Annotated in this window: 19 protein-coding genes and 1 pseudogene; 9 read left to right on the top strand and 11 right to left on the bottom strand. The window is 71.0% G+C overall.

Annotated features, from left to right (window positions below; genetic code table 11):
* Positions 1 to 5: 5 nt before the first annotated feature.
* Entirely contained in the window at positions 6 to 1,091 is a 1,086-nt protein-coding gene (locus ACP4J3_RS12690; protein ID WP_426533513.1) for a Zn-dependent alcohol dehydrogenase, read from the bottom strand.
* A gap of 29 nt (positions 1,092 to 1,120) precedes the next feature.
* Complete coding sequence (locus ACP4J3_RS12685; protein ID WP_426533511.1) at positions 1,121 to 2,005, bottom strand: MaoC/PaaZ C-terminal domain-containing protein; 885 nt, start codon at positions 2,003 to 2,005, stop codon at positions 1,121 to 1,123.
* 292 nt (positions 2,006 to 2,297) lie between these two features.
* Here ACP4J3_RS12685 and ACP4J3_RS12680 point away from each other — a divergent pair, with 292 nt between their 5' ends.
* Together ACP4J3_RS12680 and ACP4J3_RS12675 are read left to right on the top strand one after the other, a co-directional pair.
* Positions 2,298 to 3,470, top strand: coding sequence for a sensor histidine kinase (locus ACP4J3_RS12680; RefSeq protein ID WP_426533509.1), 1,173 nt, complete (start codon positions 2,298 to 2,300; stop codon positions 3,468 to 3,470).
* 113 nt (positions 3,471 to 3,583) lie between these two features.
* Entirely contained in the window at positions 3,584 to 4,216 is a 633-nt protein-coding gene (locus ACP4J3_RS12675; protein ID WP_426533645.1) for a response regulator, read from the top strand.
* A gap of 29 nt (positions 4,217 to 4,245) precedes the next feature.
* On the opposite strand, the gene ACP4J3_RS12670 is transcribed toward ACP4J3_RS12675, so the two are convergent.
* Genes ACP4J3_RS12670 through ACP4J3_RS12660 form a run of 3 tightly spaced genes read right to left on the bottom strand, consistent with a single transcriptional unit; the run spans position 4,246 to position 7,140 of the window.
* The gene (locus ACP4J3_RS12670) at positions 4,246 to 5,037 is read right to left on the bottom strand and encodes a hypothetical protein (protein WP_426533507.1); all 792 of its coding nucleotides are present in this window, start codon (positions 5,035 to 5,037) and stop codon (positions 4,246 to 4,248) included.
* 29 nt (positions 5,038 to 5,066) lie between these two features.
* Entirely contained in the window at positions 5,067 to 5,606 is a 540-nt protein-coding gene (locus tag ACP4J3_RS12665) for a SigE family RNA polymerase sigma factor (RefSeq protein WP_426533505.1), read from the bottom strand.
* 52 nt (positions 5,607 to 5,658) lie between these two features.
* Positions 5,659 to 7,140: an MFS transporter gene (locus ACP4J3_RS12660; RefSeq protein ID WP_426533503.1), complete on the bottom strand. Its 1,482-nt coding sequence runs from the start codon at positions 7,138 to 7,140 to the stop codon at positions 5,659 to 5,661.
* Positions 7,141 to 7,346: 206 nt separating this feature from the next.
* Here ACP4J3_RS12660 and ACP4J3_RS12655 point away from each other — a divergent pair, with 206 nt between their 5' ends.
* A complete protein-coding gene (locus tag ACP4J3_RS12655) occupies positions 7,347 to 9,092 on the top strand; it encodes an MFS transporter (protein ID WP_426533501.1) in 1,746 nt (581 codons plus the stop codon).
* A gap of 93 nt (positions 9,093 to 9,185) precedes the next feature.
* Positions 9,186 to 9,836 carry a class I SAM-dependent methyltransferase gene (locus ACP4J3_RS12650; RefSeq protein WP_426533499.1) on the top strand — a complete coding sequence of 217 codons (651 nt, stop codon included), beginning with the start codon at positions 9,186 to 9,188 and terminating at the stop codon, positions 9,834 to 9,836.
* A 46-nt stretch (positions 9,837 to 9,882) separates the two neighbouring features.
* On the opposite strand, the gene ACP4J3_RS12645 is transcribed toward ACP4J3_RS12650, so the two are convergent.
* Positions 9,883 to 10,170, bottom strand: coding sequence for a type II toxin-antitoxin system Phd/YefM family antitoxin (locus tag ACP4J3_RS12645; protein WP_426533643.1), 288 nt, complete (start codon positions 10,168 to 10,170; stop codon positions 9,883 to 9,885).
* 168 nt (positions 10,171 to 10,338) lie between these two features.
* Between ACP4J3_RS12645 and ACP4J3_RS12640 the strand changes: the two genes are divergently transcribed.
* From ACP4J3_RS12640 to ACP4J3_RS12625, 4 genes and pseudogenes are all read left to right on the top strand, one after another.
* Positions 10,339 to 11,271 (top strand): N-acetylmuramoyl-L-alanine amidase, encoded by a 933-nt coding sequence (locus ACP4J3_RS12640; protein ID WP_426533497.1) that lies wholly within the window; start codon positions 10,339 to 10,341, stop codon positions 11,269 to 11,271.
* Between the two features lie 164 nt (positions 11,272 to 11,435).
* Positions 11,436 to 12,251 (top strand): DUF5336 domain-containing protein, encoded by an 816-nt coding sequence (locus ACP4J3_RS12635; protein WP_426533495.1) that lies wholly within the window; start codon positions 11,436 to 11,438, stop codon positions 12,249 to 12,251.
* A 104-nt stretch (positions 12,252 to 12,355) separates the two neighbouring features.
* Positions 12,356 to 13,366: an LLM class F420-dependent oxidoreductase gene (locus ACP4J3_RS12630; protein WP_426533493.1), complete on the top strand. Its 1,011-nt coding sequence runs from the start codon at positions 12,356 to 12,358 to the stop codon at positions 13,364 to 13,366.
* A gap of 47 nt (positions 13,367 to 13,413) precedes the next feature.
* Positions 13,414 to 13,733, top strand: a pseudogene (locus ACP4J3_RS12625) (hypothetical protein).
* A gap of 14 nt (positions 13,734 to 13,747) precedes the next feature.
* On the opposite strand, the gene ACP4J3_RS12620 reads toward ACP4J3_RS12625, so the two are convergent.
* Genes ACP4J3_RS12620 through ACP4J3_RS12610 form a run of 3 tightly spaced genes read right to left on the bottom strand, consistent with a single transcriptional unit; the run spans position 13,748 to position 16,943 of the window.
* Positions 13,748 to 14,818 (bottom strand): prenyltransferase, encoded by a 1,071-nt coding sequence (locus ACP4J3_RS12620; RefSeq protein WP_426533491.1) that lies wholly within the window; start codon positions 14,816 to 14,818, stop codon positions 13,748 to 13,750.
* The gene (locus tag ACP4J3_RS12615; RefSeq protein WP_426533489.1) at positions 14,815 to 15,549 is read right to left on the bottom strand and encodes a class I SAM-dependent methyltransferase; all 735 of its coding nucleotides are present in this window, start codon (positions 15,547 to 15,549) and stop codon (positions 14,815 to 14,817) included. Before ACP4J3_RS12615 ends, ACP4J3_RS12620 begins: the two co-directional genes overlap by 4 nt.
* Positions 15,543 to 16,943, bottom strand: coding sequence for a glycosyltransferase family 4 protein (locus ACP4J3_RS12610; RefSeq protein ID WP_426533487.1), 1,401 nt, complete (start codon positions 16,941 to 16,943; stop codon positions 15,543 to 15,545). Before ACP4J3_RS12610 ends, ACP4J3_RS12615 begins: the two co-directional genes overlap by 7 nt.
* Before the next feature lie 210 nt (positions 16,944 to 17,153).
* Between ACP4J3_RS12610 and ACP4J3_RS12605 the strand changes: the two genes are divergently transcribed.
* Positions 17,154 to 17,771, top strand: a complete 618-nt coding sequence (locus tag ACP4J3_RS12605) for a TetR family transcriptional regulator (RefSeq protein ID WP_426533485.1) — start codon at positions 17,154 to 17,156, stop codon at positions 17,769 to 17,771.
* Positions 17,772 to 18,065: 294 nt separating this feature from the next.
* Here ACP4J3_RS12605 and ACP4J3_RS12600 read toward each other — a convergent pair whose 3' ends face one another.
* Together ACP4J3_RS12600 and ACP4J3_RS12595 are read right to left on the bottom strand one after the other, a co-directional pair.
* Positions 18,066 to 18,299 (bottom strand): ferredoxin, encoded by a 234-nt coding sequence (locus ACP4J3_RS12600; protein WP_426533483.1) that lies wholly within the window; start codon positions 18,297 to 18,299, stop codon positions 18,066 to 18,068.
* Between the two features lie 6 nt (positions 18,300 to 18,305).
* Positions 18,306 to 19,763 carry an aldehyde dehydrogenase gene (locus ACP4J3_RS12595; RefSeq protein WP_426533481.1) on the bottom strand — a complete coding sequence of 486 codons (1,458 nt, stop codon included), beginning with the start codon at positions 19,761 to 19,763 and terminating at the stop codon, positions 18,306 to 18,308.
* Between the last annotated feature and the right edge of the window lie 138 nt (positions 19,764 to 19,901).

The following is a 19,901-nucleotide window of genomic DNA, read 5'->3' as shown; positions in this document are numbered from 1 at the left end:
CGTCCTCAGATCTCGATGCAGGTACGCAGGGCGGTCCCGGTGCGCATCTGGTCCAGGGCCTCGTTGATCTCGGCCAGCGGCACCCGGTGGGTGATCAGGCCGGCCAGGTCGATACGGCCCGCGCGCCAGAGCGTGATCGTGCGCTCGTAGGAGCGCAGCACGTCGCCGCCGCCGTACATGGACGGCAGGATGCGCTTCTCGTCGAAGAACAGCTCGAACATGTTGAGCTGGAGGAAGTCGTCCATGGCGCCCGCGCCGACCACGACGAGGGTGCCGCCGCGCCGGGTGGTCTCGTAGGCGGTGCGGGCGGTGGCGGACTTGCCGACGACCTCGAAGACGTAGTCGAAGCCCTCGCCGGCGGTGATCTGCTGCTTGGCGTCGGCCAGTTCGTCCGGTGAGACGGCCTTGGTGGCGCCGAACTGCAGCGCGGCCTCGCGGCGGGAGGCGACGGGGTCGACGGCGACGATCTCGGCGGCGCCCTTGAGCCGGGCGCCCTGGATCGCGGAGATGCCGACGCCCCCGCAGCCGATGACGGCGACGGACGAACCGGCCTCCAGGTCAGCCGTGTTGAGCGCGGCGCCGAGCCCGGTCGTCACCCCGCAGCCGATGAGGGCGGCGATGTCGAAGGGCACGTCGTCGGGGATGGGCACCGCGCAGCCCGCCTCGACCACGACCTCCTCGGTGAAGGTGCCGGTGCCCGCGAAGCCGAATACGTCGGAAGGGCTGCCGCCGGGGCGCTTGAAGTTGGGGGTGCCGGCGTTCATGAACCCGGCCAGGCACAGCTCGGTCTGGCCGCGTTTACAGGCGGGGCAGGCACCGCAGGCGGGCAGCCAGCACAGCACGACCCGGTCACCCGGCTTCAGGTTCCGTACGCCCTCCCCGACCTCCAGGATCTCCCCGGCGCCCTCGTGCCCGGGTACGAAGGGGGCGGGCTGGGGCAGTACGCCGTTCATCGCGGACAGGTCCGAGTGGCACAGCCCGGTGGCCCGCACCCGGACCCTCACCTTGCCGGGGCCGAAGCCCACCGCCTCGAAGTCGTCGAGGACCTCCAGTTTGTCCTGGCCGATCTCGTGCAGGACGGCTGCGCGCATGGTGCGGCTCCCCTCAGGTCATGCGGATGTCAGGAGTGTTCGACGACTTCGACGACGGTGTCGGCGAGGACGGGTGCGTCGTCCCGCTCGACCGCGCTCACGGCGACCCGTACGGCCCCCTCGCCGGGCCACATGCGGATGCGCAGGGTCTCCCCCGGGTACATGACCCCGGCGAACCGGGTGTCGTACGACCGCACCCGGGTCACATCCCCGCCGAGCAGCGTGTCGACGACCGCCTTCAGGGTCACGCCGTAGGTGCACAGCCCGTGCAGGATGGGCCGCTCGAAGCCGGCGACCTTGGCGAACTCGGGGTCGGCGTGCAGCGGGTTCCAGTCGCCGGAGAGTCGGTAGAGCAGGGCCTGGTCCTCGCGGATGGGCCGCTCGACGGTCCGGGTGGGCTCGCCGACGGGAGGTTCGAGGCGGGCGGAAGGGCCCCGCTCGCCGCCCCAGCCGCCCTCCCCGCGGATGAAGATCTGGGCGTCGTTGGTCCACAGCGGTCCCTCGGCGTCGGCGACCTCGGTGCGCAGCACGAGGACGGCCGCCTTGCCCTTGTCGTACAGCGCGGCGATCCGGTTGGTCGCGGTGGCCGTGCCGGAGGCCGGGATGGGGCGGTGCACGGTGAGGCGCTGGCCGCCGTGCAGGACGCGGGCGAGGTCCACCTCGATGCCCGGCATGGACAGTCCGCTGATCACGCCGGGTGAGCCGGAGCCCGCGACGGTGGCGAAGCTGGGCAGGACGTGCAGCCGGGACTCCAGGGTGTAGCGCAGTTCGTCGGGGTCGGTGGCGGGGCTGTCCTTGTCGGGATTGGCGCCGGCGCCGATGCCGAGGTGGTAGAGCTGGACATCCTTGGAGTCCCAGGAGATCTCACCGGACCGGGGCTCGGCGGCGAGGGCCTTGGCTGCGTCGATGGGCATACGGCTCCTACGGTGGAGTACAAGACCCCGGTACGGCCGTCCGCACCGTCGGCCGCACCGAGGTCGTCACGGGCCGTGCTAGAACGCGTTCCAGTCCGGCGCCCTCTGTATAGCCGAGCGCACTGCACTTGTGAAGACTCCTGACGCCGTGTCAGCTCTGCCTGTAGTCGGCCGCATCCGGCCCCGGGCCCGTGACATTTGTACTGCCGTACCGCGTACAACCGCCTCTGCCGCGACTCGGCGCGGGTCCGTACCGTCATGTCATCGGTTCTCACCTGACAGGGGGCAGGGCATGGCCTGGCTGCGCAAGACCCGCACGAGCTCGTGCGAGACCTTCCGGGACGAGCGGAGCCCCAACGGCTACAGCTTGCTGCCCTGGCTGCTGATGGGCATGGGCGCCTTCTCCAACCTCTTCCAGAAGGAGACCCCGGACCCGTGGATCGGCGGGCTCGGCCTGCTGACCTTCAACTCCCTCTACATCTATGTGGCGTTCCGCTCCTTCGTGAAGGAGAAGCGGGAGGCGGCCTCGACCCGGGTGGCGCTGGCGCTGATGGGCCTGGTCACCTGCGCGCTGGCATTGGCGTACGGCGACAACTGGCTGCTGTTCTTCCCCTTGCTCGGCCTGGCCACCGGCGCGGCCGTACGGGCGCCGCACCTGCGCCGGGCCGGTCTGGTCGTGGGCGTGCTGGCCGGTGCCGTCTCCGTCGCCCACGACGGCTGGGGCGGCCTCGACATCGCGTACGCCACCTGGATCTCCACGATGGTGACGGCGGCGATCCTGTCCCTGTCGGAGGCGGTACGGGAACTGCGCGCGGCCCGCGAGGAACTGGCCCGGCGCGCGGTCGAGCAGGAACGTCTGCGTTTCTCCCGCGATCTGCACGATCTGCTCGGTCACACCCTCTCGGTGATCGTGGTGAAGTCGGAGGCGGCGCGGCGGCTGGCCGCCGGGGACGTCGAGGCGGCGCAGGCGCAGCTCAACGACATCGAGGCGGTCGGCCGCCAGGCCCTCACGGAGATCCGCGAGGCGGTGACCGGGTACCGGCGGGGCAGCCTGAGCACCGAGCTCGACCGCGCGGTCTCGGCACTGCGTGCGGCCGGCATCGAGCCCGCGGTACGCCGCTTGGGCCCACCGCTCGTCCCGCAGACCGAGGCGTTGCTCGGCTGGGTGGTGCGGGAAGCGGTGACGAACGTCGTCCGGCACAGCGGCGCCGGGCACTGCGAGATCGTCGTGTCGGGCAGCGGGGAACGGGTGCGGCTGACGGTGACGGATGACGGGGGCAAGCCGGCCGGCAAGACGGAGGGTGTCGGAGGTACGGGACTGAAAGGGCTGGCGGAACGGCTGACCGCGGCCGGGGGCACGTTGACCGCGGGGCCGGGGCCGCGCAACGGGTTCGTGGTCACTGCGGAATTGCCGGTGGAGTCGAGGGGGTTGGTGGCTGAGGCGGTTCCGTTGGCGGTGGGGTAGGGCTGGGGGCCGGGCGGGTGGAGTGGGGATCCGTGTTGGAGGCGGGGCGGCCTCGGGGGCGCCGAGCGGGGGCGCCGACCCCCCGAGCGACCTACTCTTGGCCCGTGAACGAGATGCCGCGGGATCATCGGCCCGCCAAGTCCATTCGGGTTCTGCTCGCCGAGGACCAGGGCATGATGCGCGGAGCACTCGCTTTACTGCTCGGGATGGAACCGGACATCGAGGTCGTGGCGCAGGTGTCGGCCGGGGACGCCATCGTGGACGCCGCTCTCACCCACCGCCCCGACGTCGCCCTTCTCGACATCGAGCTCCCGGGCCTGAGCGGGCTCGACGCCGCCGTCGAGCTGCGCGACCAGGTGCCCGACTGCCGGGTGCTGATCCTGACGACCTTCGGCCGCCCCGGCTATCTGCGCCGGGCCATGGAGGCGGGCGCCGTCGGCTTCCTGGTCAAGGACGGTCCCGTGGAGGAACTCGCCGTCGCCGTCCGCCGTGTGCTGACCGGTGAGACGGTGATCGACCCCGCGCTCGCCGCGGCCGCACTGAGCGCCGGCCCCAACCCTCTCACCGCCCGCGAACGCGACGTCCTCAACGCCTCGACCGAGGGCGCGACGGTCGCCGACATCGCCACCAAGCTGCACCTCTCCGAGTCCACCGTCCGCAACTACCTCTCCTCCGCCATCGGCAAGACCGGCGCCCGCAACCGGATGGAGGCGCTGCGGGAGGCCCGCCGGCAGGGGTGGCTGTAGGTCCTGCGGGGCCGGCCCTCCCCGTGCCGTCACTTGGTCACCTCCACCGACTTGTACGTCCTGCCCTCCGGCGCCAGGCACACGAACCAGTTCACCGGCGAGCCCTGCGCCGGGCGGATCACCGGAGCGTCGTTGAGAGCGGCGAACTCGCCTTCCGCCAGGCGCGGGACGACGGTCGTCGTGCCGTCCCGCCACGTGCACGTGACCTCCTGGGCGGTCTTGGCGACCTGGCCGATCACCATGCGCTGCGGGCCGCCGGAGCCGGGCTCCAGGGGGAAGGCGCCGGCCTGGACGTCCGTGCCCGACAAGGTCTCCGTGGCGAGAACGGTGTTCTCCAGGGCCTCCCGGGTTTCGGCCCCGATGCTCTGCTGAACGACATAGGTGCTCTTGCCGACCAGTTCGGATGCCCTGCTGATGCCCGTGGGCGTCATCCAGCTCTCGGCCATCGCCTTCCACTGGGCCTGTGCCTGCGCCTTGTCACGCGGCGGCGCCCACACGTCCACCGTGACGGTCCACTTCCTGCCTTTCTCGGTTCCCACGGCGAGGACTGTCGACCAGGGCTTGAGCAGCCCCGGCGGCATCGCCTGCGTCGGTTGTGTCGCCACCGCCGGTCCCCGGTCGGCCCCGTCCCCGCTCGGCAGCCCCGCCACGGCCAGCGAGCCCGCCGAGCCCACCAGCACCAGGGCCGTCGCCGTCGCCACGGCCCAGCGGCGGGCCTTGCGGCGGCGGCCGCCGCGGAGCACCGCGTCGTAGGGGGCTATACCGATCTCGACCTCGTCCGCGGCCTCGGACAGCAGGCGGGCGATGTCCCTGTTCGCCATGTCGTCGTTCCTCTCCCGGTCCGCGCTCATCACTTCCGCCCTCCCTGCGTCACCGACTCGGCCAGTCCCGGTATGGCGCGCAGTTTCGCGATCCCCTTGGCCGCGTTGCTCTTGACCGCGCCGACGGAGCAGCCCATCGCCTCCGCCGTCTGTGTCTCGGTCAGGTCCTCCCAGTACCGCAGGACCACCGCCTCCCGCTGCCGGGGCGGCAGTTGGGCCAGCGCCGCCAGCAGGGCGTCGCGGTCGTCGGCCTGGGCGATGCGGTCGCCGGTGTCCGGCACCTCGCGGGCCAGGCCCGAGTCGTCCTTGGGCGCCAGGAACTCCCTGAGCCTTCTGCGGTGTTTGCGTGCGTGCGCGTTGATCATCACGCGCCGCACATAGGCCTCCGGGTCGTCGGCCGAGCCGACCCTGCGCCAGGCCACATAGACCTGTTCGAGCGTCGACTGGACCAGGTCCTCCGCGGCGTGCTGTTCCCCCGTGAGGAGAAATGCCGTCCGCAGCAGCCGCGGCCAGCGGCCGATGACAAAGCTCTGGAACTCCGTGTCCCGAGCCGCCTTGCGATCCCCCATGGGCACCTCCCTAGATATTCAAAGGAGTCCATGGACCACCCGGATCGTTGCCTCAGCTCCCAGAAGAATTCGCGGAAGAGGTGGAAGAGCTGGAAGAGGCGGAAGAGACCGGCGAGGAGCCCGCGGCAGGCCTCCTCGGCAGCCACACCAGCATCAGCACCGCCCCCGCCAGCAGCACCCCCGTCGACGTACGGAACACCAGCGCGTACCCGTCGGTCAGCGCCTGCGGCGCCCCGCTGCCCCCCGAACGCGCCGCCGCGATCGTCGACATGACCGCGAGCCCCAGGGAACCGCCCATCGTGCGCGAGGTGTTGACCAGCCCGGAGACCAGTCCCGCCTCCCCCGGCCGCGCCCCGGACGTGGCCAGTGCCGCGAGCGGCGTCGCCGCCAGGCCCGCGCCCAGCATCATCAGGATGCCCGGCACCATGATCGACGTCAGATACGCGCCCTGCACGCCCAGTGTCGACTGCCAGCCGAAGCCGGCCGCCGCCACCAGCGACCCCGTGACCGCCACATACCGCTCCCCCATGTGCCGCATGAGCCGCGGCGCGAGCTTGGAGCCCACGATCACGGCCAGCGAACTCGGCACCAGCGCCAGCCCGGCCTCCAGCGGGGTGTAGTGGAGCACGTTCTGCGCATACAGCGTCATGAAGAACCACATGCAGAACATCGCCAACCCGCTCAGCAGCATCGCCACGTTCGCCGACGCCACCGCCCGCACCCTGAGCAGCCCGAGCGGCATCAGCGGCGCCGCCGTACGCGCCTCCACGGCGAGGAAGGCACCGAGCATGGCCAGACCTGCGAGCAGGGACACGACCGTGGCGGTCGCCGTCCAGCCCGCGGCCTCCGTCTGCGAGATGCCGTAGGCGAGGGTCGCAAGCCCCACCGTCACCAGCACCGCCCCCGGCAGATCCAGCCGCCGCCGGTCCCCGGCCCGGCTCTCCGCGAGCCAGAGCACGGCACCGGCCAGCACCACGGCCCCCACCGGCACGTTGATCAGCAGGACCCATCGCCACGACAGCACGTCCACCAGCACCCCGCCGACCAGCCCGCCCGCGGCACCGCCCCCGGCCCCGACCGCGGTCCAGGTCCCTATCGCCCGCGCCCGGGCGGCCCCCTCCGGCACCGCCGCCGTCAGGATCGTGAGCGTCGAGGGCGCCAGCACCGCCGCGCCCAGTCCCTGCACGGCCCGCGCGAGAAGCAGCTGCCAGTCCTGCTGGGCCAGCCCGCCGCCCAGCGAGGCCAGGGTGAACAGGCCGAGCCCGACGAGGAACATCCGCTTACGGCCGTACAGATCACCGGCCCGCCCGCCCAGCAGCATGAACCCGGCGAAGGCGATGGCGTACGCGTTCACCACCCACTGCAGTCCCTGCGCGTCCAGCCCGAGACCGGCCCGCATCGACGGCAGCGCCACGTTCACGACGGACACGTCGAGCACGACCAGGAACTGCCCCGCGCACGCGAGCGCCACCACCAGCCAGGTGGGAGGAGCGGTACGGCGAGGGGCGCGGGTGACGTCGGCGGCTTCCAGCATGCACGTCATGCTCTCAACGACCCGACACTCCTGGCATCGGGATTTCGGCCCAGTCCCGGCTCTACGAAGGACCTAGGCCCGCCCGGCCCCGGCGCCTCCGCCCCGCTGCCGCCTCCCTCCCTCATTAGGCCAAGAGAAGGTCAAGGATCCGTTAGTTTCTCAAAGCATCGGAATAGTTGCCCAGGCAGACGGAGTTCGAGCTACACATGACACGAACGACGAACGACCAGCCCACCGGCAGAGCGACCTCCGGCGCCGTCGTCCCGGTCCTCGCCTTCGCGGGCATCGTTGTCGCGGTGATGCAGACCCTGCTCGTCCCGGTCATCAAGGACCTGCCGCAATTGCTGAGCACCGCGCCCAGCAACGCCACCTGGGTCCTGACCTCCACCCTGCTCTCGGGCGCCGTCGCCACCCCGATCATGGGCCGCCTCGGCGACCTCTACGGCAAGCGGCGCCTGCTGATAGCCGGCCTGGCCGTGATGGTGATCGGCGCACTGATCAGCGCCCTCACCAGCACCCTCCTCCCCATGATCGTCGGCCGTACCCTCCAGGGCTTCGCCATGGGCGCGATCCCGCTCGGCATCGGCCTGATGCGCGACATGCTGCCCCGCGAGCGGCTCGGCTCGGCGATGGCCCTGATGAGCTCCTCGATCGGCGTCGGCGGCGGACTCGCGCTGCCCGCCGCGGCCCTGGTCGCCCAGCACGCCGACTGGCACACCCTCTTCTACGGCGCCGCCGGCCTCGGCGCCCTCGCCATCGCCCTCACCCTCCTCGTCGTACCGGAGTCCGAGGTCCGCGCGGAAGGCACCTTCGACGTACTGGGCGCCCTCGGCCTCTCCGCCGGCCTGGTCCTCTTCCTCCTGCCGATCACCAAGGGCAGCGACTGGGACTGGACGTCGGGCCTCACGCTCGGCATGTTCGCCGCGTCGGCCATCGTCCTCGTCGTCTGGGGCGGCTACGAGCTGCGTACCAAGGCGCCCCTGGTCGACCTGCGCACCACGGCCCGCCCGGCGGTGCTCTTCACCAACCTCGCCTCGATCATGGTCGGGGTCTCGTTCTACGTCGTCTCCCTGGTCCTCCCCCAGCTTCTCCAACTGCCGAAGGAGACCGGCTACGGCCTCGGCCAGTCGATGGTCGTAGCGGGCCTGCTGGTCGCCCCGCTCGGGCTGACGATGATGTTCACGGCGCCGGTGTACGCCCGCCTGTCCGCGAAGTACGGCCCCAAGACGACCCTCATCCTCGGCATGCTGATCATCGCGATCGGCTACGGCGCCGGCCTCGGCCTGATGACCGCCCCCTGGCAGAGCCTCGTCATCTCGGTGGTCCTCGGCGCGGGCATCGGCCTGGCCTACTCCTCCCTGCCCGCCCTGATCGTCGGCGCGGTCCCCGCCTCGGAGACGGGCGCGGCGAACGGCCTCAACACGCTGATGCGCTCCATCGGTACGTCCGTGTCGAGCGCCGTGATCGGCATGGTGCTGGCGAACACCGCGAACACGGTCAACGGCGTCGAGATCCCGACGATGCACGGCTTCCGCGTCTCCTTCCTGATCGCGACGGCCGCGGTGGCGATCGGCCTGCTGATGGCCCTGCTCCTGCCGGAGCGGCGCCCGGCCGCCGCCCACCCGCAGTTGCGCGCCGGCAGCGCGGAGGAGGCGAACCCGGCCCACGCCGAGCAGGCCCTGCGCGGCTTCCGCGGCCGGGTCCTGGACGCCGAGGGCACCCCGGTGGCCCGCGCCAAGGTCACCCTGATCGACCGCCGGGGCCGCCAGGCCGGCGCCACCCTCTCCGCGTCCGACGGCAGCTACGCCCTCACCGTCCCCGCCCAGGGCCCCTACGTCCTGGCCGCCCGCGCCGACGGCCACGCGCCGCTGGCCTCGTCCGCGACGCATGCGGGCGACGACAGCGCGGTGGACGTGGACCTGGCACTGCCGGGGGAGACGGTCACCGCCTGACGCACACGGCTCACCTCACCCCCGTCGTCCCCGGCGACGGGGGCGTGGTGCACCATGGGCGCCCACACGCTCGTACGACCGAGAGGGACCCCCATGGCCCCGGCCCCCAAGCCCGAGATCCTGGCCGCGTTCGAGGCGGCGAAGGGCTTCATGCCCACGGGCGAGGGCCTGGCCCTGTACGCGGCGGCCGTCGAGGCCGGCCGTCTCGGACTCCCCCTCCTGGAGGTCGGCACGTACTGCGGCCGCTCCACCATCCTGCTCGCCGACGCCGCCCGCGAGGCCGGGGTGACGGCCCTCACGGTCGACCACCACCGCGGCAGCGAGGAGCAGCAGCCGGGGTGGGAGTACCACGACCCGGAGACGGTCGATCCCGAGCTGGGCCTGATGGACACGCTGCCGACGTTCCGCCGCACGCTGCACAGGGCGGGCCTGGAGGAGCATGTGGTGGCCCTGGTGGGCCGCTCCCCCCAGGTGGCGAAGGTCTGGGGCACCCCCCTCGGCCTGGTCTTCATCGACGGCGGCCACACCGACGAGCACGCGAACGCCGACTACGAGGGCTGGGCGCCGCACGTCGCCGAGGGCGGGCTGCTGGTCATCCACGACGTGTTCCCGGACCCGAAGGACGAGTTCACGGGCCAGGCCCCGTACCGCGTCTATCTGAGGGCCCTCGCCTCCGGGGCGTTCACCGAGATCTCGGTCACGGACTCGCTGCGCGTGCTGCGGCGAACGGGGGCGGGGCACTAACCCCGCCAGTCGCATGTCTCAGCCGTAGGGGTAACGGGCTCTCCGATCAGCCGTGTGACTCTCCGTGCTCTCCGGCAAGGTCGCGGAGCTCATCCATCGACTTCGCAACTCCCACCTCACCCGCCTTGTCGCGGGCGACCGCCTCCATGAGGCGTAGGGCATTGGCGGGGGAACGCAGCAGGTAGACGGTCTCCTGCCAGGCGTCGTAGTCGTCGGCGGACATCAACACGGCATCGCCGCTCTTCGAGCTGATCCTGACAGGGGTGTGATCGGTGTTGACACGCTCGATGAGCGGAAGCAGGGACCTCCTGGCTTCGGCGGCGCTTATCGACATGTCCCGCGCTCTCCCTCCGGCATGTACCGCATCACCGCGCCATATCGGCACAGCATTCCTGTACCAGGCAAGATCCCGAAGCTGCTCCTCAGGGACAGCCATCTGAACTCCGCGTGCCTCGACCGCGCCTTCCGCCCACCGCCGTGGTCGGCCCGTAAGGTGGCAGGCGTGTCGTACGTAGGTCCGGACTTCGATCCCCACCAGCCCCGCCGAGGCCGCCGCCCGCGCGCTCTGACCGTGGCCGCCGCCGCGCTCGTGCCCGGGGCGCTGCTCGGATGGATGGTGTACGAGGCGGTGGGCGGCGGCCCCGCCGGCGGAGGTGGTTCCGGTACTGCGGCCGTACGGTCGTCGGCGTCCCCGTCGAGCCCGCCGCCGACGGCTTCCTCCACGAACGATGACAAGCCTCCGGGCCCCACTCCTACCTCCGACCCCCTCAAGGGCAAGGTCGTCGTCATCGACCCGGGCCACAACCCGAACAACTTCCAGCACACGGCCGAAATCAACCGCAAGGTGAACATCGGCACGAACTGGAAGGAGTGCGACACGACGGGCACCTCCACCAACGACGGCTACACAGAGGCCGAGTTCACACTCGACGTCGCCCACCGCGTGCGCACACTGCTGGAGAAGCAGGGCGCCACGGTCAAGTTCACCCAGGACGGCGACCGGTCGTGGGGCCCCTGTATCGACGAGCGGGCCGAGATCGGCAACAAGGCGAAGGCCGACGCCGTCGTCTCCATCCACGCCGACGGCGCGGGCACCGGCCAACGCGGCTTCCACGTCATCCTCCCCGCCGAGGTGAACGAGGGCGCCGCCGACACCGGCCCCATCGTCACCCCCTCCCGCGACCTCGGCGAGCGCATCGCCGGCTCCTTCGTCCGCACCACGGGCAGCGCCCCCTCCAACTACGTCGGCGACGGCACCGGCCTCGTCACGCGCAATGACCTCGGCGGTCTCAATCTGTCAACGGTTCCCAAGGTGTTCATCGAGTGCGGCAACATGCGCGACCGCGAGGACGCGACACTGCTCACCAGCGGCGCGTGGCGGCAGCGGGCGGCGCAAGGGATCTCTGAGGGAATCGTGAGTTTCCTGCGGGGGTAGTGGTCCACGGGCTGATCCCGGCGGACAGCCTCGTCGGTCGGACGATAAGGTCGTCCCTACGATGAGGGGCCACCCCCGCGCTTCACACCGGGGCCTGACGGCGACAGGGTGACAGCGACGCCTCCAGCGATGCCGATGATGAGACGACTGACTAAGGACCTGAAGTGAATATCCGCTCCCTCACTCGAGGCGACGGCGTGGTGATCGGAGCAGCGGTGTTGCTGTTCATCGCGTCTTTCCTCGACATCTACTCGGTCGACGGGGCCCCTGACAGCGCCGAATTCCCCAACTCCTGGGAGAGCGGACCCGTCCTCATGGGGGTCGTCCTCGCGGGCATCATCGGCGCTGCGCTTGTGGTTGTCTCCCATGGCCTGCCGCAGGTCCCCAAGGTGGCCGGCCTCGACCTCGGCCAGTTCGGCGCCGCGTTCACGGTCTTCGCCGCCTGGGCCGCGCTCGGGAACGTCTTCGACCCGCTCGGCGGTACGGACAACGTCGGTGGCGGCGGTCCGGACGTCAGTGCCGGCATCGGCCTGATCCTCGCCCTCATCGCCACCCTGGTCATGGCCGCCGCCGCCATCGCCACCCCGCTGGTCCCGGCCCTCAAGGCCGCACTCCTCCCCGCCCCCAAGCCCGCCACCCCCCAGCCCTACGGCGCCCAACCCCCCGGCGGCTACGGCTACCCGGGCGCTCAGCAGCCGCAGCAGCCCTACGGTGGGCAGCCGCAGCCGGGGCAGCCCTTCGGTGGGGGGCAGCCGCAGGCGCCGGCTCCCGCGCCCGCCGCGGACTTCTCGCCCTTCTGGTTCGCCGTGCCCGTGCCGCGGCCGCTGTTCGCGGAGGACGGCTCGCCGACCCCGATCGCCGAACTGGCGCCCGGCACCTGGTACCTGGCCGTCGAGCAGCGCGGCGCCGCCCTGGTCGCGCAGACGCAGGACGGCCGGCGTGGTGTGCTGCAGGACACCTCCGGTATTCAGCGCGGCTGAGTACCAGACCAGCGCTCCAACGGCCCCTCGCCCTTCCCGGTGAGGGGCCGTTGTCGTACAGTCACCCTCTTAGCTGACGCGCCGTCAGATGGAGGAGGCAGGGCATGCGGCTCGGGCTCGCACTCGGCTACTGGGGGCGTGGCCCCTCCCCGGATCACGTACCGCTCGCCCAGGAAGCCGAGCGGCTCGGCTACCACTCGGTGTGGACCGCCGAGTCATGGGGTTCCGACGTCTTCACCCCGCTGACCTGGATCGCGGCCCAGACCTCGACGATCAGACTCGGCACGGCCGTTGCCCAGATGGCCGCCCGTTCTCCCACGACCACCGCCATGCACGCCCTCACCCTGGACCACCTCTCCGGTGGGCGGATGATGCTGGGGCTGGGGTTGTCGGGGCCGCAGGTGGTGGAGGGGTGGTACGGGCGGCCGTTCCCCAAGTCGCCGCTCACCGCCACGCGGGAGTACGTCGATGTCGTACGGCAAGTGCTCCGTCGCGAGGCGCCGGTCGCGCTCGATGGGCGGTTCCACTCCCATCCGTACCGCGGCCCGGACGCCACCGGCATCGGCAAGGCGCTCAAGCCGATCACCCATCCTCTCCGCCCCGACCTTCCCATCCTCCTCGGCGCCGAAGGTCCCAAGAACGTCGCCCAGACCGCCCGCATCGCCGACGGCTGGCTGCCGTTGTACTGGGCGCCGTCCCGGCCCGAGGTGTACGGGGAGGCGGTCGCCGAGCTGCCCAAGGGGTTTCTCGTCGCTCCTCTCGCCCGGGTCCAGGTCTGTGACGACGTGTCCGAAGGGCTGCTGCCCGTCAAGGCCATGCTCGGGTTCTACATCGGCGGGATGGGTCACGCGGCCCGTAATTTCCATGCCGATCTCATGGGGCGCATGGGGTACGAGGCGGAGGCGCGGCGGATTCAGGAGCTGTTCCTCAGTGGTCGCAGGCAGGAGGCCGTGCTCGCCGTGCCCGACGCCTTCGCCGACGAGATCTCCCTCGTTGGTCCGCGTGAACGCATCGCCGAGCGGCTGGAGTTGTGGCGGAAGGGGCCCGTCACCGATCTGTTGGTCCTCGCGCCCGATCCCCACACCCTGCGGGTACTCGCCGAGCTCAACTCCTAGCCCGTCGTACGAGGTTTCAGCCACACCCCAGGGGCTACCCGGAGGGCATGTCCCCTCGATATGGCAAGGGTGCCAATCAGGCCGGCACGGTCATAGCGATCGTCGCCGATGTGATGGCCCTGATCCTGGGCCTGTGGATTCTGATGTATCTGCTGGACGCGAACCGCGCCAACGAGTTCGTCCAGTTCATCCATGACGCGGCCCGCTGGCTGGCGGGGTGGTGCGTGGTCTGTTCACGTTCGACGAGGAGTGGGCGAGGGTCGTGGCCGGTTACGGCCTGGCGGCGGTGGTGTATCTGTTCGTGGGCCACGCCATAGCCAATCGGACCCATCGGACCCACCGGACCCACCGAATCCACCGCCGCTGAAGCGCCCCGATCCCTCAAGCGCAGCAGTCCGGATCCAGCCCCGTCGGCAACCGGTCCCCGCCGAACACCGCGCACGTCGCCTCGTCACCGCCCAGCGCGGCGACGGCCAGCAGCAGCGACCCGGCCGTCCAGGTCGTGAGTTCGCGCGGCCAGATCGCGTCGTCCTCGAAGACGTATCCGGTCCAGTACAGGCCGGTCTCCGGGTCCCGCAGGTGCTGGATCGACTGGAGGATCTCCAGCGCGTGGTCCGATTCCCCCATCGCCCAGAGGGCCAGCGCGAGTTCGGCGGACTCGCCTCCCGTCACCCAGGGGTTCGGGACCACGCACCGCACCCCCAGCCCGGGGACGACGAACCGCTCCCAGCCCTCCTCCACCCGAGCCTTGGCCTCCGCGCCCGTCAACGCCCCGCCCAGCACCGGGTAGTACCAGTCCATCGAGTAGCGGTCCTTGTCCAGGAACCGCTCCGGGTGCCGGCGGATCGCGTGCCGCAGCGCCCCCGCCGCCAACTCCCAGTCCGGTTGCGGCTCTTCACGCTGCTCGGCGATCGCCAGGGCGCACCGCAGCGCGTGGTGGATGGAGGACGAGCCGGTCAGCAGGGCGTCGGCCGTCGCCGTGCCGTCTTCGTCCCGTCGCCATCCGATCTGGCCGCCGGGCTGCTGGAGCTGGAGGACGAACTCGATCGCGGAGTGGACGGACGGCCACATGCGGTCTAGGAACGTGTCGTCGCCGGTGGAGAGGTAGTGGTGCCAGACTCCTACGGCGATGTAGGCGACGAAGTTGGTCTCGCGGCCGGTGTCGGTGATGTCGTCGAAGGCGCCGTCCTGGTAGGCGGCGTACCAGGAGCCGTCCTTGTTCTGGTGGGTCGCGAGCCATACGTACGCGCGCTCGGCGGCCGCGTGCTCGCCCGCCGCGTCCAGGGCCATCGCCGCCTCGACGTGGTCCCACGGGTCGAGGTGGTGCCCGCGGAACCACGGGATCGCCCCGTCCTCCCGCTGTACGGCGAGAATGCCGGCCACGGTCGCGGCGGCCTGCTCGGCGGTGAGGACCCCGGGCAGGACGAGGTGTTCTGTCCGGGGAGTGGTCACGAGGTGGCCACCTGGGGAAGGTGCGGCTTGGTCGCGTACGCCACGAAGCTCTTGCCGATCAGGGGGTTGAGGGCCTGTTCGGCGACCCTCGTCGCCAGCGGTTTCTTCATGATGTCCCAGACCAGCAGCTTGTGGTACGCCCGCACCGGCAGCGCCTTGTCGTTGTCGACGCCGAACGCGCACTTCAGCCACCAGTACGGCGAGTGCAGGGCGTGGGCGTGGTGGGTGCCGTACGGCTTGAGGCCGGCCTCGCGGATCCTGGTCAGCAGTTCGTCCGCCTTGTAGATGCGGATGTGGCCGCCCTCGACCTCGTGGTACTCGTCGGACAGGGCCCAGCACACCTTCTCGGGGCCGTAGCGCGGGACGGTGATGGCGATACGGCCGCCGGGCCTGAGCACCCGCACCATCTCGGCGAGGACGCCCTTGTCGTCGGGGATGTGCTCCATGACCTCGGAGATGATGACGACGTCGAAGGACTCGTCCGGGAAGGGGAGGGCCAGGGCGTCGCCCTCCATGGCGGTGGCGGTGGCTCCCTCCGGTGCCTCCCCCGCCTCCTTCATCGCCGCGAACCACTTGGCGACCTCGCGGATCTCCTCCCCGTTCTGGTCCAGGGCCACGACCTGGGCGCCGCGCCGGTAGCACTCGAAGGCGTGCCGGCCGGCACCGCAGCCGAGGTCCAGGACACGGTCGCCCGGGGCGAGCGGGAACCGGGAGAAGTCGACGGTCAGCACGTGGCCCTGCTTTCGGGGTTGGATGCGGCGAGTTGCTGGGTGGCGAATGTGTGTGGGGCCGCGGGGCGGCTCGGTGGCGTGCCCGTGGGGCCGGCGATCGCCTCGCGGTAGCGGGCCACCGTGCCCTCGGCGGCCCGCGCCCAGGTGAAGTGCCGGAGCACTCGCTCACGTCCGGCGGCGCCCAGCCGTGCCCGTAGTTCCGGATCGCCGAGCAGTCGGTTCAGCCCGGCGGCCAGCGCCCCCGCGTCGCCCGGCGGCACCGCAAGACAGGTCTCGCCGTCGCGCCCGGCGACCTCCGGGATCGCGCCGCCCGTCGTCGCGAGCAGCGGCGTGCCCGTGGCCATGGCCTCGGCGGCCGGCAGGGAGAAGCCCTCGTAGAGCGAGGGGACGCAGGCGACCTCGGCCGAGCGGACCAGGTCGACGAGTTCCGCGTCGGAGATGCCCTTGACGAAGTCGACGGCGCCTTCGAGGCCGTAGCGTTCCATCGCCTGCGCGACCGGGCCCTCCTCGGGCCGCTTGCCGACGACGACGAGGTGGGCGTCGGGGTGCTCGGCGCGCACCTTGGCGAGCGCTTCGACGAGGAAGACCAGCCCCTTGAGGGGGACATCCGCGCTGGAGGTGGTGACGATCCGGCCCGGGACGCGGCGTATCGAGGGATCCGGCGAGAAGAGGTCGGTGTCCGCGCCGATGTGCACGACGTGGATGCGGTCCTGCCGTACGCCGAGGTGGTCGACGATCTCCTCGCGGGAGGTGCCGGAGACGGTCAGCACGGACGGCAGGCGGCGCGCGACCCGCTTCTGCATGCGGGTGAAGGCGTACCAGCGGCGTACGGACAGCCGTCGGCGGCGGCCCTCCGCGGCGTCCAGTTCGAGCTTGCGGTCGACGGTGATGGGGTGGTGGATGGTGGTGACGAGGGGGGCGCCCACGTCTCCCAACAACCCGTATCCCAGGGTCTGGTTGTCGTGTACGACGTCGAAGTCCCCTCGCCTGGCGCGCAGATGGCGGCGGGCGCGCAGCGAGAAGGTCAGCGGCTCGGGGAAGCCGCCGGTCCACATGGTCGCCACTTCCAGCGCGTCGATCCAGTCGCGGTACTCGTCGCGCTTCGGGGTGCGGAAGGGGTCGGGCTGGCGGTAGAGGTCGAGACTGGGGAGTTCGGTGAGGGTGAGGCGGTCGGCGTAGTCGGCGCCCTCGTCGAGGACGGGGTAGGGCTGGGAGCCGATGACCTCGACGCGGTGGCCGAGGCGGGCCAGCTCGCGGGAGAGGTGCCGTACGTAGACGCCCTGGCCGCCGCAGAACGGGTTCCCCTTATAGGTGAGAAGCGCGATGTCGAGCGGTCGCTCGCCGTCGGCGGCGGGGTCCTGTGAGGGCCCGGCCTCCCTGGCCTCAGCGGTCACTCCAGGCCCCCTTCTCCCTGCTCTGTCCCGCGAGATTACGACGGGACGCTAATCTAGAACAAGTTTCAGACTTGATCGTTCAAGAGGCTCTGAATCTACCGGCAGGTAGCGCCGCTGTGAGCGGTGGATCGGGTGATTCACGCCACGGCCGTCGCCCTGGCATGCTCTGTCCGGTCACTCACCCTCACCGACTGTCACGGAACGGGATCCATGCCTGCGGAAGTCAGTAGCGCGAGCCCCGCCTCACCGCCCCTCACCGAGCGGCAGGAGGCCCGCCGCCGGCGCATCCTGCACGCCAGCGCGCAGCTCGCCAGCAGGGGCGGCTTCGACGCCGTCCAGATGCGGGAGGTCGCGGAGTCCTCACAGGTGGCGCTCGGCACGCTGTACCGGTACTTCCCGTCCAAGGTGCATCTGCTGGTCGCCACGATGCAGGACCAGCTCGAGCACATGCACGGCACGCTGCGCAAGAAGCCCCCGCAGGGCGAGACGGCCGCGGAGCGGGTCGCGGAGACGCTGATGCGCGCCTTCCGTGCCCTGCAGCGCGAGCCGCATCTGGCCGACGCGATGGTCCGGGCGCTGACGTTCGCCGACCGGAGCGTGTCCCCCGAGGTCGACCAGGTCTCCCGGCAGACCACGGTGATCATCCTGGACGCGATGGGGCTGGAGAACCCGACGCCCGAGCAGCTCTCCGCCGTCCGCGTCATCGAGCACACCTGGCACTCGGCCCTGATCACCTGGCTGTCGGGCCGCGCCTCGATCGCCCAGGTGAAGATCGACATCGAGACGGTGTGCCGCCTGATCGACCTGACGGCACCCACGGACACGTGAGCCGCGGACGCATGAGCCACGACCCCACGGACGCACGACAACGACCTACGAGACGGGTTCCCTTCGCCGGTATTACCCGGATCAGGTGATAGGGGTCGCCTTCCGGTCTTCCGACCTCTCGGTCTTCCGACTTTCAGGCCTCTCAGCCCGGACCGTCGACGTCGGCCCCGGCGGAAACCGTCTGCTTCCTGCCAGAGTCGGCTACTCCGGTTCGAACTCCCTCACTCGTCCCGTAGGCCTACTTTCAGGGTAGGACACACGGTCCGAAATGAAACCCCCCAAAGGGGACTTTTCCTATTCCTCCGGCGGGAACACCGGCTCCCCGCTCCCCAGCAGCGTGACCACGATCGCCTCCACCGGGCAGCTCTCGGCCGCCGCCAGGATCCGCTCGTTCGCGTCGGTCTCCGGGTCGGCCGGATGGGACTGGCGGCCGGCGTCGAGGCGGAAGTGGTCGGGGGCGTGGTGGACGCACTGGGCCGAGCCGATGCACACCGACCGGTCGACCTCGACGTGCCAGCGGTCGCCCATGCCCCCTCACGCCTCCCAGCCGGCCGGGAGGTGGATCATCTTGTGCTCCAGGTACTCGCCGTACCCCTCGGGCCCGAACTCCCGCCCCAGCCCGGAGTTCTTGTAGCCGCCGAACGGGCCCAGCATGTCCAGGCTGAAGGTGTTCACCGAGTAGGTGCCGGTACGGACCTGCCGCGCGACCTCGATGCCGTGCGCGGTGTCGGCCGTCCAGACGCTGCCGCTCAGGCCGTAGTCGGAGTCGTTGGCGATCTTCACGGCCTCGGACTCGTCGCCGTAGGGCAGGAGGCAGATCACCGGGCCGAAGATCTCCTCGCGGGCGATCCGCATCGAGTTGTCGACGTCGCCGAAGAGGGTCGGCTCGACGTACCAGCCCCGGTCCAGGCCCGGCGGACGCCCGCCGCCCGTGAGGATCTTCGCGCCCTCCTCCTGGCCGATGCGGATGTAGTCGAGGCTGCGCCGGCGCTGGCGTTCGGCGACCAGCGGCCCCACCTCCGTGGCCGGATCGAGCGGGTCGCCGACCTTGTAGGCACCCGCGGTGGCGGCGAAGGCCTCGGCGAACTCGTCGTAGCGGCTGCGCGGCACGAGGATGCGGGTCTGCGCCACGCACGCCTGGCCGTTGATCATCCAGGCGAAGGGCGCGATGCCGACCACGGCCGTGTCGACATGCGCATCCGGCAGGATCACCGCGGCCGACTTGCCGCCCAGCTCCAGGGTGACGCGGGTGAGATTGCGTGCGCAGACCTCCATGACCCGCTTGCCCGCCGCCACCGAGCCGGTGAAGGAGACCTTGTCGACACCGGAGTGTCCGACCAGGTACTCGCTGACCTCGCGGTCGGCGGGCAGGATCGACAGCACGCCCTCGGGCAGCCCCGCCTCGGCGACGATCTCCGCCAGCAGATAGGCGTCCAGCGGGGTCTCGGGCGACACCTTCAGGATCGCCGAGCAGCCCGCGAGCAGCGCGGGCGCGAGCTTGGCGGCGGCGGTGAACTGCGGCACGTTCCACGGCACGACGGCCGCGACCACGCCGACGGGCTCGCGCCGCACCAGCAGCTTGCCGAGCACGCCGTCGCGCCTCTCCTCGTACGGGAAGCCGCGGGCGACGGTGATCGCCGCGTCCCAGGCCATCATCGAGGCGAGCGCCTGCACCATCACGGACGAGGTGTACGGGGTGCCGTTCTCGGAGGAGATGACCCGCGCGATCTCCTCGTGCCGCATCGCGATCCCGTCCTTGATGCGGGTGACGACCTCGATCCGCTCGTCGAGGCTCATCCGCGGCCAGGGCCCCTCGTCGAACGCCCTGCGCGCCACCGCGACCGCCCGGTCGACGTCGGCGGGCGAGGCGTGCGGCACGCGTCCGATGACCTGTTCCGTGTGCGGCGAGATCACCTCGATGACGTCCTTGCCCAGGGGATCGGTCAACTCCCCGCCGATGAAAAGCTGTCCGTGTTCCACGAGCTCGGTCATGGCCGACGCCTCCTGCGGAGCTGACGCTGTTTCAGAACTGATACCAGTTCTAGTTATAGTGGGCAATGGTCGTGGGCGGGCAGGCGGCGGGCCGACGGCGGACGAGGCGAAGCCAGGACGGGAAGCCAAGATGGGGGA

Source organism: Streptomyces sp. UG1 (genome assembly GCF_049974585.1).
Lineage (GTDB): Bacteria > Actinomycetota > Actinomycetes > Streptomycetales > Streptomycetaceae > Streptomyces.
This window is presented reverse-complemented; position numbering and strand designations above follow the sequence as displayed.

Excerpts from the sequence above, each read along its gene's own strand:
- ACP4J3_RS12670 (WP_426533507.1), bottom strand. The coding sequence starts at position 5,037 with ATGGCGAACAGGGACATCGCCCGCCTGCTGTCCGAGGCCGCGGACGAG.
- ACP4J3_RS12650 (WP_426533499.1), top strand. The coding sequence starts at position 9,186 with ATGGCCCCGGCCCCCAAGCCCGAGATCCTGGCCGCGTTCGAGGCGGCG.
- ACP4J3_RS12685 (WP_426533511.1), bottom strand. The coding sequence starts at position 2,005 with ATGCCCATCGACGCAGCCAAGGCCCTCGCCGCCGAGCCCCGGTCCGGT.
- ACP4J3_RS12665 (WP_426533505.1), bottom strand. The coding sequence starts at position 5,606 with ATGGGGGATCGCAAGGCGGCTCGGGACACGGAGTTCCAGAGCTTTGTC.
- ACP4J3_RS12680 (WP_426533509.1), top strand. The coding sequence starts at position 2,298 with ATGGCCTGGCTGCGCAAGACCCGCACGAGCTCGTGCGAGACCTTCCGG.
- ACP4J3_RS12660 (WP_426533503.1), bottom strand. The coding sequence starts at position 7,140 with ATGCTGGAAGCCGCCGACGTCACCCGCGCCCCTCGCCGTACCGCTCCT.
- ACP4J3_RS12595 (WP_426533481.1), bottom strand. The coding sequence starts at position 19,763 with ATGACCGAGCTCGTGGAACACGGACAGCTTTTCATCGGCGGGGAGTTG.
- ACP4J3_RS12630 (WP_426533493.1), top strand. The coding sequence starts at position 12,356 with ATGCGGCTCGGGCTCGCACTCGGCTACTGGGGGCGTGGCCCCTCCCCG.
- ACP4J3_RS12655 (WP_426533501.1), top strand. The coding sequence starts at position 7,347 with ATGACACGAACGACGAACGACCAGCCCACCGGCAGAGCGACCTCCGGC.
- ACP4J3_RS12600 (WP_426533483.1), bottom strand. The coding sequence starts at position 18,299 with ATGGGCGACCGCTGGCACGTCGAGGTCGACCGGTCGGTGTGCATCGGC.
- ACP4J3_RS12605 (WP_426533485.1), top strand. The coding sequence starts at position 17,154 with ATGCCTGCGGAAGTCAGTAGCGCGAGCCCCGCCTCACCGCCCCTCACC.
- ACP4J3_RS12690 (WP_426533513.1), bottom strand. The coding sequence starts at position 1,091 with ATGCGCGCAGCCGTCCTGCACGAGATCGGCCAGGACAAACTGGAGGTC.
- ACP4J3_RS12645 (WP_426533643.1), bottom strand. The coding sequence starts at position 10,170 with ATGTCGATAAGCGCCGCCGAAGCCAGGAGGTCCCTGCTTCCGCTCATC.
- ACP4J3_RS12675 (WP_426533645.1), top strand. The coding sequence starts at position 3,584 with ATGCCGCGGGATCATCGGCCCGCCAAGTCCATTCGGGTTCTGCTCGCC.